This is a genomic window from Streptomyces sp. SirexAA-E, from assembly GCF_000177195.2.
Lineage (GTDB): Bacteria > Actinomycetota > Actinomycetes > Streptomycetales > Streptomycetaceae > Streptomyces > Streptomyces flavovirens.
The window spans coordinates 7,285,287-7,297,619 of record NC_015953.1 but is presented as its reverse complement, the minus strand read 5'-3'; the positions used below and the strand labels follow the sequence as shown (position 1 = coordinate 7,297,619).

Sequence of the window (12,333 nt, the reverse complement as noted above, 5' to 3'; positions counted from 1 at the left end):
CGTGGCCGTTCGCAAGGGATTTACGGTTGGGCTCAGCGGGCGCGGTCGCGTGGCCGGCCCCCGACGAGCCGGGTGAGCAGCCGGAGCCCTGGGCGTCGGCGTCGCGGAGCGGTGCCGCGCCCCGGTCCCCGGCCGACCGCACCGTCGGACGGCCGGCCCGGCACCACGAGCTGACCGGCGGTCACCGAGGCCGCCCCGTACGGTTCGCCGACGCCACCCGGGCGCGGGGCGGCCCGGGACTCCCGAGCGCGGTCCAGCTCCATGGCCAGGTTGACCCGGCACCACAGGATCTCGTCCGGTTCGTCGGCCAGCATCAGCTGCTCCATCGCCTCCCTGCCGGACACGGAGCCCGGGCGCCCGAATCCGGCGGCGGGTCGCATCCGGGCGAGGTAGGCCCGCTCGTAGGGGTCGTCCACCACCTCGGCGAGCTGGACGGGGTCAAGGGCCGCCGCCTGCACGGCGGCCCGCACCCATGGGTCAGCCGTCCGGCCCAGCAGCCGGTCCGTCCTGCGCGCACGCCAGTTTCGCGCCCGCAGGTCTCTGCCGGCCTCCAGCATGGTCCGCATCCCGGCCGGGGCCCTGCCGGTGAGCAGCTCCGGTTCTCTGGCCGCGAATCCGGTGAGCTCCTCCACGAGGTACAGCCAGACCACCGCCCGGTAGCGGTTCAGGTAGAAGGCGACCGGTGCGACACAGCCGATCCGTGCCAGTCCGGTGAACCGGACGGGGCTGATGCCGAGCAGGGAGGCCGCCTCGGCCGTACCCGCCGTACGCATCTTGTCCCGCAGGGACTCGGGGAACCCTGCCGTGGTGCGGAGCCGGTCGATCTCCGCCCGGCGGACCCTCGGAACCCCGCCGCCCGGAGATTCCTCGGTACCGATCAGGCCGAGGAGGACGGCGAGGTCGAATTCTCCGCGCTTCAGTTCGAGTTCCTGTGCGGCTCGTCCGGTGGCGACCGTACCCCTCACGCCGTCCGTGCTCCCGCCGCCGTCGGGGCGGGACTTGCCGGGATGCGTCAGGGTGGTGCGCCCACAGGTGGTGGCTTGCGAAGCGGTCATGGCTGTCTTCCCCGTCAGGTCGGATACTCTCTGTGATCAGAGTAGTCCGGACGGCGATAGCCGCGGCAAGCCTGTGGACAACTCCTCGGATCGAGGCGAATCCGCAGGTCGCAGACGTGTGCGTCAGGGGCGGCCGAAGTGCTCGGCGCTCTGCCGGTCGGTCACGCCGAGGTGCTCCCCCACGCGGTTGACCATCAGCGTCATCTCGTAGGCGACCTGGCCGACGTCGGCCTCCGCCGCACTCAGCACGCACAGGCAGCTGCCGTCGCCCGCGGCGGTGACGAAGAGCATCGCCTCGTCGAACTCCACCATGGTCTGGCGTGCGCGTCCCGCACCGAAGTGCCGCCCCGATCCTCTGGCCAGGCTCTGCAGCCCGGACGAGACGGCCGCCAGATGCTCCGCGTCCTCGCGGGCCAGGCCGGTACTCGCGCCGGTCACCAGCCCGTCGTTCGACAGGACGAGCGCGTGCCGTATGTACTCCACCCGGGTGGTGAGATCGTCAAGGAGCCAGTCAAGTCCCCGGTCCAGCGCCATGTACGCGTCCTCCCCGTTCGTCCGTTCCCCACGTCGTGCGCAAGCCTTGCGCACGCAATCGCCACGGGCAAGCGCCTACCGGTCATCGGGGCGTCGCTTCGCGCCACGGCCGTCCGCGCCCGAGGATGGGCCCATGGCACACCACATGACTCAGGACGAATGGCGGGCGTTCCTCTCGGAGGGGACCCGCACCGGCAAGGTGGCGACCGTGCGGGCGGACGGCAGCCCCCACATCGCCCCCGTCTGGTTTCTGCTCGACGGGGACGATCTGGTCTTCAACACCGGCAAGGAGACCGTGAAGGGCCGCAATCTCGCCCGCGACGGCCGACTGTCGATCTGCGTGGACGACGACCGCCCGCCGTTCGCCTACGCCGTGGTCCAAGGGCGCGCGGAGCTCAGCGAGGACCTCGGCGAGGTCCGTGAGTGGGCGACCGCAATCGCGTCGCGGTACATGGGCCAGGAGGCGGCCGCGGAGTTCGGGGCACGCAACGGTGTGGCCGGGGAGCTCCTCGTACGCGTACACGTCGACAAGGTGCTCGCGATGGCGGACGTCGCCGACTGAGGGCGGTTGCGCACGGCCCGGCGGACCGGCGGCGCGGCCTCACAGCCAGGGACCGGCTTTTCGGGCGCCGGGGCATCGCAGGACAGAGCGACCGCCCCGCATACCGGATGTATGCGGGCGTTACGACGGTGCGGTGAGGGAGACTCCGTGACTGTCGCCGCGCGTCCACCGGGCAGCACGGCGGACGCCGCCGGGAAGCGGTCCGTGCGCGGCGCGGACCGCTTCACCGCCCGCTACTCGAAGAACTTCAGACTCCAGCCGGTGTCGGTGTCCGGACCGGGAACGTTCGCCCGGCTGTAGGTGGTGTCACCCCACCAGCAGAACGTCCCGGTGTACCAGTACCGGTTCTCCCACGCGTACGGCGTCCCCTTCGGGACTCCGTGGAACATCAGGGGAAACGCCGGGCCGGCGGGCGGACTCGTGGCGATGTCGCCGTCGAGCAGGACCATGCTGTGGTGGCCGGGGCCGTCGACGTGCAGCGTCGGGTCCCAGCCGGGCATCATCGTCGCGCGGTCGGACCCGAAGAGGCAGCCGTTCGACTTGTACCAGTCCCACACGTACGTCGGGTCGCCGCCGGACCGCAGCCTCAGGTCGGCCAGGCAGTACCGGTCGCTCCAGCTGCCGTTGGCCGAGTACGTGATGTGCAGCTGCCCGTTCGGGTCCTTGACGGCCTCGGGTCCCTCGTTGATGAAGGGGTCGCCCACCACCCGCTCCCAGCTCTCCCGGGGCTGCGAGATGACGTACCGCGCGCCGGTCGGCGTGGTGGGACTGCTCATCCGGGTGATGTAGAGGTTCTGCTCGACGTTCGTCTCGCCCGCCCATCCCGACCAGACGAACCAGCGCTGCCCCTCGAAGGTGAACAGGGTCCCGTCGATGGCCCACTTGTCGTCCGGCAGCGCGAGCTTGGTCTCGGCGGTGTACCCGCTGTCCGGGGCGGCGGAGCTGATCACGTACATCCGGTGGGCCGCTCCCACGCCGGCCGAGAAGTAGATGTGGTACCGGCCGCCGTCCCTCACGATCTCCGGCGCCCAGACCTCGCCGAGGCCGCGGGTGTCCGACCAGACCTGCCGGGCGGGCGCCGAGGCCAGGGCGGCCGTCGACGGAGCCTGCCGCACGGCGATGCCCCCACCGGTCGACTGCACCGCGACATAGGTCTCCCCCACCCGGATGACGCTCGGGTCCGCCGCCCGCAGGCCTGTCCGGTCCGCCCGTGCGGGCCCCGCGGCGAGCAGGGTCGTCACCGCGACGAGCACACCGGTCAGGGCGAGGACGGCGACACCGGAAAGACGACGGACAAGGTTCATGGTCCCGCTCCGTGCTCGGCCTCCGCTTCGACGCCGCGCCGACGAGGGGCCGGAGGGGAGGGCGTCAGGCCGGGATCGCGTCGGAGGACGCTGTGGGGGGCGACCCAGGCCGCCGGGAACTCCCGGACCACGACCGAGACTTACCGGCTTTACATCGATGGAAGAGCGCTCTCCCAGCATTGCGATGTGCGCGGGACATGTCAATACTCCGGAGGGGTGGCGACAGGGCCACGCCCCGGTACGCGATCATGGCCGTATGGCCGACACACGTAGGCAGGTCCAGGAATTCTTCTCCGCGCGGGCCCCGGGCTGGGACAGCCGCTTCCCCGGGGACGGGCCCGCCTTCGCCACGGCTGTGTCCGCTCTGGGACTGCGCCCCGGGGACGCCGTGCTCGACATCGGCTGCGGGACGGGGCGCGCCTTGCCGGCTCTGCGCGCGGCCGTGGGCGCCGGAGGAACGGTGCTCGGGGCCGACCTGACACCCGCGATGATCGATGCCGCGGTACGGGCCGGCCGGGACTCGGACGGAGCGCTCCTGCTGGCCGATGCCGCGCGGCTGCCGCTGCGTGACGCGGTACTCGACGCGGTGTTCGCGGCCGGGCTGCTCTCGCATCTCGCGCGCCCGGCGGAGGACCTGTGCGAAGTCGCCCGGGTGGTACGCCCGGGAGGCCTGCTGGCCCTGTTCCACCCGGTCGGCCGAGCGGCTCTGGCCGCTCGCCACGGTCGCCCTCTCACCGACGACGACCTGCGGGCGGAGCCCAACCTCACCCCGTTGTTCGCGCGTTCGGGGTGGCGGGTCCGGTCGTTCGCCGACGAGGACGACCGCTACCTGGTCCTCGCCGTCCGGGACTCCTGAGGCGCGCGGTCAGGACCTCCGGCGGCGGGCCGGACCCACGGCTTTCGAGGTCACTCGCCCGGGGTACCGACAGGCCGGCCGTGCGGGACCGGGCAGCCGCGGGCCCCGGGGGTGGGGAACGTGCCGAGTCCGGCGATGTCGTACCCGTCGGGATAGCCCTTGATCTCGGGGTTCTGGCGGGCGTAGTGGGCGGTGGTCCGGGGCGGCAGCAGTCGCACCGCACGGCCTCGCAGGCGCAGGACACCGCGGGTCAGCCCACGGGCGACGGGTCCGGGTCGCTCGTAACGGAAGGCGCGCAGCAGCGAGTCGTCGAGCAGGGCGAGGCCCGCCTTGCGTACGACGGGGGCGAGCGCGGCCGGGTACCAGGAGCCCATGAGGGCGAAGGTGGCGTCGGAGACCTGGCGACCCCCTTGGTCCCAGCCGAAGTTCTCGGCCTCGTAGGAGTCGAGGGTGCGTTCGAAGTCGCCGTACGTCTGCGGCACGTCGCTGATACCCATGTGCGCGCCGAGGGCGCGGTAGTACGCGGCGAAGGCCCGCAGTTCGTGGTCGGAGAGCTTGCGCCAGCCGTAGGCGTCGAGCCAGCGCTTGGGGGTGACCACGAAGGTGCACAGCACGTAGCGCATGTCGTCGTTGCTGATGTCGTAGCTGCGGTGCATCCGGTTGATCCGCCGGATCGCCGTGCGGCCCATCTCGCTGTCGAAGCCGTGCTCGACGACGGCGTCGAGGAGGAGTGCGGTGTCGTCGTACCGCTTCTGTGGACGTTCCGTCAGTTCCGCCGTCTGCGCCAGGAGTCGGCCGATGCTGGGGACGGCATAGGTGCGGTACAGGGCGAATTCGAGAGCGCGGGTGATGTCCCACGGGAACTCGTACGTGACGGTGAGCCGGTAGATCTCCAGGAAGTCCCGCTCCGGGTCGAGTCTCTGGATCTGCTTGAGCCTGTCGTACCGCGTCACCATGCTCGTCCCCTCGTCGGCCGGAACGTCCAACCCTACTGGCGCCGGGCTTCCGGACACCACGGCACGACGGCTCTTCCGGCGTGCCCGGGGGCACGGACAACGGCGGCACCTCACCGTAGGTGACCAGTTGTCAGGGCCTCGACGGCGAGGTTACCGAGTGGTTAAGGTGCGCCGACGCGACCGAGCGGCGAGGGACGAAGCGGACGACGGACGAGGAGGGTGCTGTGGCCGGGACGGACGACACGGTCGCCGACGACGACGCGCTGTACGTGCTGACCGCGGTACTGCTGACCCCCGCCCAGTTCCCGGGCGTGCTGGGGGACGACTACGTGGCCGCGTGCTCCGTGCTGGGGCTCGAGCCGTACGCCGAGGGGTACGGTCTCGTGCTCGGCCAGGACGGCGGCGGCGCCCGGTGGACCGTGGTGGTCGATGACGTGTCGCTGGTAGCCGTCGCCATCGCCTCCTGGGACTGCGGCATGGAGTACGACCTCTCCCCCGACGGCGGTTCGGTGGTGAGCGCGCTGCCCGGCTGGCCGCTGTCGCTGGCGGTCGCCGCGCCGGGCGTGCCCGAGCCGCACGATCCGTCCCCCGAGCCCGGGGCCGAGGGGCCCGCGCCGCTGACACCGCCGGACCCGGCACTGTGGGGCCCGGCACAGCGCCGCCTGGGCGCCGACGAGGTCGCCTCCCAGTGGGCCACGTGGCGCGGGCAGATCGCGGAGAGCGAATTCGCCCAGGGGTCGGCTCCGGTCTCAGGAGCGTCCACGTCCTCCCCCGACCCTGACACTTCTCCGGACCAGGGGCGCTCGGCCGGGACGCCGCCCGGGGAGTCGCCGGGCGGCGACAAGAGGCGTACTTCCGGGCCTCACCCCGGCGTCCGCAGGGCGCTCGCCGAGGCCCGCGCATACGTCACCGAACCGCCCCCGCCCGGCCGGGTACGCTCGGCCTTCGCCCCGGGCGGTGCCAGGACCCTGCGGGCCGACGGTCCCGGCTGGTCGCTGGTCGCCAGGACCGACGACATCGCCTTCGTGCTGCTGGACGAGGAACCAGGGGAGGTCCTGCCGGTCGGCCGTGGTCCGGAACTGCCCGGGCTGCTCCGGTCGCTCGACGAGTTGGCCGTCCGGCCTCTGAGCTGAGAGGCGCTTCCGGCCCGGCGGGACGCCCGCTCCGCCGGGCAGCTAGGGAGGCGAGACAGTCGGTCACCTCGGCCACCGCCCCGGCGCCGGAGCGAACTCCCACGCGCCGGCCCGGCTCACCGGGCGGTGACCGTGCCGGTCAGCGCCCTATCTCCCTGCGGTTGATCCTGCGGAGCCTGCGCCGCTGGGACGGGTCGAGCATCAGGTATCCCACGGCGGGCACTCCGACGAGGACCAGCAGCGACCACCAGAATCCGATGAACGGAATCAGGACGACTGCCGCGACGACTCCCCCGATGGCGATCTTTGCACCGTTCGACATGATCCGTGCCTCCTCCGCGGCCGGAGCCGCTCCTGTAGATGACAACGCCTGGACACGTCCGCCGGTTCCACGGCCCCTGCCCGGCTTCTACCGCAGCGGTTCACCGACGTCGTGCATGTGCCGCAGTGCCTGGCGGTAGGACTCGATCAGACCGGTCTCCGTGTACGGCATCCCGATCTCCGCGCAGTGGGCCTTCACCAGGGGCTGGGCCAGTCGCAGGTGGGGACGGGGCATGCTCGGGAAGAGGTGGTGCTCGATCTGGTAGTTGAGGCCCCCCAGGAACCAGTCGGTGAGCACCGCACCGCGTACGTTGCGCGAGGTGAGGACCTGCCTCTGCAGATGGCCCCAGCGGTCGCCGTCCGGGTCGGGCATCTCCATGCCCTTGTGGTTCGGTGCGAAGGCCATGCCCAGGTGGAGGCCGAACAGCGCGTGGTGGACGAGGGCGAACACGACCGCCTTGCCGGGCGACATCACGGTGAGCAGCAGGGTCGCGTACAGCCCGATGTGGGCGACCAGCAGAAAGCCGGAGAGCAGGCTTTCACGGAGGGGCTGGCGGCGCAGGTACTGGAAGCCGTAGATCTTCAGCGCGATGCCTTCGAGGAGCAGCATCGGGAAGAAGAGCCGCGCCTGGTTGCGGGTGAGCCAGCGGGCGAAGCCCTCCCGCTGGGCGGCCTGCTTCTGGGTCCACACGAGGGCGCCGACCCCGACGTCGGGGTCCTTGTCGATGTGGTTGGGGTTGGCGTGGTGGCGTACGTGCTTGTCGTTCCACCAGGCCTCGTTCATCCCCAGGAGGACGTTGGCGTGGAGGAGCCCGATGGTGCGGGCCGCCGTGCGGCCGCCGGTTATCTGGGAGTGGCCCGCGTCGTGGCTGACGAAGGCCGTCCGGGCCCACCACAGGGCCAGCGGCAGGGCCGACAACAGGTTCCACCAGGTGTCCCCGACGAACACCATCGCGGTGACGACCCCTGCCAGGGCGGCCAGGTTGGCGGCGATGCTCAGGGCGTACCAGCCGGTGCGGCGTTCCAGGAGGCCCTGCCCCTTCACGGTCCTCAGGAGCGGGGCGAAATCACTTCCCAAGGACGCGGGGCGCCCCGGGTTCTCCACTCCGTCGCGTGGGAGTTGTGCGACGGTGGTTACTGCCTGGGGCATGGCGTCTCCGGTCTTCTGGGCAACGGGGGCTGGCCTGGTCAAACGTACGGACAGCGACCGGGGTCCCACCATGGCACTTCCGCCCCGTTCGTAGGGGGGACAACCCCCCTCTCCGAGGTGGTGCCGACTGAACCCAGGGCGAGGAGCGACGGATACATCCCGCGTTTCTCCACACCTGGGCCACCGGTGAGGTACCCTCGGCGCCCTCGACCCTGACTAGTCAAATTTGAGGAATGCGATATCGCTGTGCACACGTTTCCCGCGGCAACGCTCGCCGAGATCGACGAACTGGCCCGCTACTCCGCGGTATTCCTGCCCGCGGATCCGACGCGGACGGGTCTGGTCGCCTTCTGGGACACGGACGGCGGCTCTCCGCCTCATGGTCCGGGCAGCACGCACGAGCTGACCGTCGTCGGCGGCGACGCCCGCCCCCGCACAGTAACAGCGTTGCTGATGTCCCCGGGTGCCGCGCTGCCCGTCCTGACGCGGGCCCGCACGCACCCGGACGCCTCCCCCGCGACCGCCTTCTGGGGTACCGCGGCGCTCATGGCCCTGCAGTTCGCCGCACGCGGGCTGCTGCTCCCGGGGCTGAGCCCCGACGCCCACGACGCGTGGCGCGTCGGCCCGCTGACGGCGGACGACCTGGAGCGTGTCCGAGTCCTGGCGGCGTCGATGCCGCCGACCGCCCACGCGGTGCCGCTCGACGCGACGGCGGATCCGGTCCTGCTGCCCCTGCCGGAGTCCGTACTGCGGTCCTTCGTGGACGCGGTCGCCGACGGGTTGCCGAGGTCCCCCGGTGCCGCCCGGGTCACCGGGGGGCCGGCGTACGCGGTCGCGGCACCGCAGCACCTGCCCGCGCTGCGGCCGTGGGCCACCGATGTGGCGGCGGGCCACGACGCGGGCGTACGGCTGTCGCTGCGCGTCGAGGTGTCCGGCCTCACGCCCCTGGAGGAGGACGGCGCCGCGTTCCGTGCCGTGCTGCAGATCCACAGCGTCCAGGACCCCACACTGGTCGCCGACGCGGCTGACGTCTGGGACGACCACTCCCCCGCGGCTCCGCTGTTCGGCCCCCGGGCCAGGATGGACGCCCTGCTGGCCCTTCGCCGGGCCGCGAGGGCCTGGCCGCCGCTGGCTCCGCTGCTGTCGGCCGCGGTGCCGGACGCCGTGGAACCGGCCGACGAGGAGATCGCGGAACTGCTCGGCCCTGCCGCGCGGGCACTCGCCGCGACGGGTGTGCAGGTCCACTGGCCCAGGGAACTGGCCAGGACGCTCACCGCGCGTGCCGTGATCGGCCCTGCCGACGAGCCGGACGAGGCCGGGGGCAGGGGAAGCGCGCGCCACGACGGCTCCCAGGGGCCTTCCTTCCTGTCGGCGGACGCGCTGCTCGCCTTCGACTGGTGGTTCGCGCTCGGCGACCACAAGCTCAGCCGCGAGGAGCTCGACCGGCTCGCCGAGGCGGGCAGGCCGCTGGTGCGGCTGCGCGACCAGTGGGTCCTGATCGACCCGGAGGAGGCCCGCCGCGCCCAGCGGGCACGGGACCGCAAGGTCACCCCCGTCGACGCCCTGGGGGCCGTGCTCACCGGCACCACCGATGTGGACGGGCGGCGGGTGGAGGTGGCCGCGACCGGCTGGCTGGAACAGCTGCGCTCCCGCATCGCCGACCCGGAGTCCGGGGAGGGGCAGACGGTGGGCCAGCCCCCGGCGCTCGCCGCGGACCTGCGCGACTACCAGCTGCGCGGGCTGAACTGGCTGCACACCATGACGTCGCTGGGGCTCGGCGGCTGCCTCGCGGACGACATGGGGCTCGGCAAGACCATCACCCTGATCGCCCTGCATCTGCACCGCCAAGGCGTCGAGTCGGCAGCGGGCCCGACCCTCGTGGTCTGCCCGACGTCTCTGATTGGCCACTGGCAGCGGGAGATCGAGAAGTTCGCCCCCGGGACACCCGTACGCCGCTTCCACGGCGCGTCCCGCACCCTGGAGGACATCGCGGACGGCGAGTTCGTCCTCACCACGTACGGCACCATGCGGCTGGACGCGGCCCGGCTCGCGCGGACACCCTGGGGCCTTGTCGTCGCGGACGAGGCGCAGCACGTCAAGAACCCGCACTCGGCCACCGCGAAACAGCTGCGAACGATCGGCGGGCGGGCGCGGGTCGCGCTCACCGGCACCCCCGTGGAGAACAACCTCTCCGAGCTGTGGGCGATCCTCGACTGGACCACCCCCGGGCTGCTCGGCCGTCTGGGGACCTTCCGCACCCGGTACGCGAGCGTGGTGGAGGGCGGCGACGACCCGGCCGCCGCCGCGCGACTGGCCTCGCTGGTCCGCCCGTTCCTGCTCCGCCGCCGCAAGTCGGACCCGGGGATCGCCCCGGAGCTGCCGCCCAAGACGGAGACGGACCGCGCGGTCTCCCTCACCCCGGAGCAGACGGGCCTGTACGAGGCGGTGGTACGCGAGACGATGGCCGAGATCTCCGGCGCGGACGGTTTCGCTCGCCGCGGGCTCGTCGTGAAGCTGCTGACCGCGCTCAAGCAGATCTGCAACCACCCGGCGCAGTACCTCAAGGAGGAGGAGCCCCGGATCGCTGACCGGTCGGGCAAGGTCGAGCTGCTGGACGAGCTGCTCGACACGATCCTGGCCGAGGGCGCGAGCGTCCTGGTGTTCACCCAGTACGTGCGGATGGGGCGGCTGTTGGAGCAGCACCTGGCCGTACGCGGGGTACGGACCCAGTTCCTTCACGGAGGCACACCGGTCGCCGAACGGGAGGCCATGGTGAACCGCTTCCAGGCAGGCGATGCCCCGGTGTTCCTGCTCTCCCTGAAGGCAGCGGGCACGGGGCTCAACCTGACCCGGGCCGGTCATGTGGTGCACTTCGACCGCTGGTGGAACCCGGCGGTCGAGGCCCAGGCCACCGACCGGGCGTACCGGATCGGTCAGACACAGCCGGTCCAGGTGCACCGGCTGATCGCGGAGGGAACCATCGAGGACCGGATCGCCGGGATGCTGGCACGCAAGCAGGGACTCGCGGACGCCGTGCTCGGTGGGGGCGAGAGCGCGCTGACGGAACTGACGGACGCGGAGCTGGCCGACCTGGTCGAGCTGCGAGGGGGCGCACGATGAACGACACGAGTGACGAGCCGGAGCGCACGTTCGCGGCGATGCCCCCCGCCCGGGGGCGGGGCTTCGCGTCCTCGTGGTGGGGACGGGCGTGGCTGGAGGCGCTGGAGGGAACCGCACTGGACGGCCGGCAGCTCAAGCAGGGCCGCAGGCTGGCCCGGGAGGGCCGGGTGGGCGCGGTCTCGGTCCGGCCCGGCCGGATCACCGCCATCGTGCAGGACCCCGACTCGACGGCGTACCGGAGCGATGTGCTGCTCCAGCGGCTGAGCGAGGAGGAGTGGGACCGGTTTCTGGACATGGCGTCCGAACGGTCCGGGCACATCGCTGCGTTGCTCGACCGGGAGATGCCCACCCACCTGGTGGAGGACGCGGCGGCGGCCGGGGTCCATCTGCTGCCCGGGATCGGGGACCTCGAGCCCGAGTGCGGCTGCGAGGCATGGGACCACTGCCCTCATTCGGGAGCTCTGTGCTACCAGGTGGCGCGGCTGCTGGACCAGGATCCGTTCGTCCTGCTGCTGGTGCGTGGCCGGTCGGAGCGGCGGCTGCTCGACGAGTTGCAGGCGCGCACCGCCGCCCGGGCCGTCCGTGTTCCCCAGGAGGAGGACCGGGCGATGCCCGCAGGTCCGCCGGCCGGTGTCCGGGCGGACGAGGCCTTCGCCGCCCGGGACATCCTGCCGCCGCTGCCCGCCCCGCCTCCGCTTCCCCAGGCGCCGGGCCCTCCACCGTCGCTGGACACGGAGACCGGTCCGGGGGCCGATGTGGACCCTGCGGCGCTGGAAGTGCTGGCGGCCGACAGCGCGGTACGCGCCTTCGCGATGCTGGTCGACGCCCTGTCCGACGGGCACACGCTGCGTGCGCCCGCCGCGGAGCTGACCGCGGACCAGGACGCGGTGCGGCTGGCCGCGGCGACCCGGCCCGGCCACCACGTCCTGGCCCGCATCGCCGCCGCCTCGGGGCGGCAGCGCGCCGACCTCGACGCCGCGGTGTCGGCCTGGCGGTACGGCGGGACCGCGGCGCTGGCCGTGTACGACGAGGAGTGGACGCCCGGCCCGCAGGAGCTCGCGCGGGCCCGGGCGGATATCGCCGCCGCCTGGGACGACGGCGAGGCCCCGCCGCTGAGGCCGGCGCACAACCGCTGGACGCTGATGGGTGCCGACGCGCAACTGCGGTACGGACGGGACGGCCGCTGGTGGCCCTACCGCAAGGAGCGTGGCCGTTGGGTCCCGGCCGGGCCGGCGGACGACGATCCGGCGGCCGCGCTGGCCGGCGTACCGGCCGATCCGGCGGCGGACGCCTGACAGGCCGGCCCCGACCGGAATGCCGGGCTCCGCGGCAATGCGCGGGC

Annotated in this window: 11 protein-coding genes; 5 read left to right on the top strand and 6 right to left on the bottom strand. The window is 72.6% G+C overall.

The annotated features are described in order from the left end of the window. Window positions 1-32 precede the first annotated feature (32 nt). Together SACTE_RS31940 and SACTE_RS31935 are read right to left on the bottom strand one after the other, a co-directional pair. Window positions 33-1,055, bottom strand: coding sequence for a DUF6397 family protein (locus SACTE_RS31940; protein WP_014050160.1), 1,023 nt, complete (start codon window positions 1,053-1,055; stop codon window positions 33-35). Window positions 1,056-1,178: 123 nt separating this feature from the next. After that, window positions 1,179-1,589: a roadblock/LC7 domain-containing protein gene (locus SACTE_RS31935; protein ID WP_014050159.1), complete on the bottom strand. Its 411-nt coding sequence runs from the start codon at window positions 1,587-1,589 to the stop codon at window positions 1,179-1,181. Window positions 1,590-1,722: 133 nt separating this feature from the next. Between SACTE_RS31935 and SACTE_RS31930 the strand changes: the two genes are divergently transcribed. After that, on the top strand, window positions 1,723-2,151 hold the full coding sequence (locus tag SACTE_RS31930; protein WP_014050158.1) for a PPOX class F420-dependent oxidoreductase: 429 nt from the start codon (window positions 1,723-1,725) through the stop codon (window positions 2,149-2,151). Window positions 2,152-2,384: 233 nt separating this feature from the next. Here SACTE_RS31930 and SACTE_RS31925 read toward each other — a convergent pair whose 3' ends face one another. Next, window positions 2,385-3,455, bottom strand: coding sequence for a glycoside hydrolase family 43 protein (locus SACTE_RS31925; protein WP_014050157.1), 1,071 nt, complete (start codon window positions 3,453-3,455; stop codon window positions 2,385-2,387). Window positions 3,456-3,711: 256 nt separating this feature from the next. On the opposite strand from SACTE_RS31925, the gene SACTE_RS31920 reads away from it, so the two are divergent. Beyond that, window positions 3,712-4,311: a methyltransferase domain-containing protein gene (locus SACTE_RS31920; RefSeq protein WP_014050156.1), complete on the top strand. Its 600-nt coding sequence runs from the start codon at window positions 3,712-3,714 to the stop codon at window positions 4,309-4,311. A 50-nt stretch (window positions 4,312-4,361) separates the two neighbouring features. Here the strand turns inward: SACTE_RS31920 and SACTE_RS31915 are convergent, their stop codons facing one another. Further along, window positions 4,362-5,267, bottom strand: coding sequence for an oxygenase MpaB family protein (locus SACTE_RS31915; protein ID WP_014050155.1), 906 nt, complete (start codon window positions 5,265-5,267; stop codon window positions 4,362-4,364). A gap of 224 nt (window positions 5,268-5,491) precedes the next feature. Between SACTE_RS31915 and SACTE_RS31910 the strand changes: the two genes are divergently transcribed. Next, entirely contained in the window at window positions 5,492-6,400 is a 909-nt protein-coding gene (locus SACTE_RS31910; RefSeq protein WP_014050154.1) for a hypothetical protein, read from the top strand. Window positions 6,401-6,539: 139 nt separating this feature from the next. Here the strand turns inward: SACTE_RS31910 and SACTE_RS31905 are convergent, their stop codons facing one another. Then, complete coding sequence (locus tag SACTE_RS31905; protein WP_014050153.1) at window positions 6,540-6,722, bottom strand: hypothetical protein; 183 nt, start codon at window positions 6,720-6,722, stop codon at window positions 6,540-6,542. Window positions 6,723-6,809: 87 nt separating this feature from the next. After that, entirely contained in the window at window positions 6,810-7,871 is a 1,062-nt protein-coding gene (locus tag SACTE_RS31900; RefSeq protein WP_014050152.1) for an acyl-CoA desaturase, read from the bottom strand. A 246-nt stretch (window positions 7,872-8,117) separates the two neighbouring features. Here SACTE_RS31900 and SACTE_RS31895 point away from each other — a divergent pair, with 246 nt between their 5' ends. Further along, entirely contained in the window at window positions 8,118-10,991 is a 2,874-nt protein-coding gene (locus tag SACTE_RS31895) for a DEAD/DEAH box helicase (RefSeq protein WP_014050151.1), read from the top strand. Beyond that, entirely contained in the window at window positions 10,988-12,286 is a 1,299-nt protein-coding gene (locus tag SACTE_RS31890) for a hypothetical protein (RefSeq protein WP_014050150.1), read from the top strand. Before SACTE_RS31895 ends, SACTE_RS31890 begins: the two co-directional genes overlap by 4 nt. Window positions 12,287-12,333: the final 47 nt, after the last annotated feature.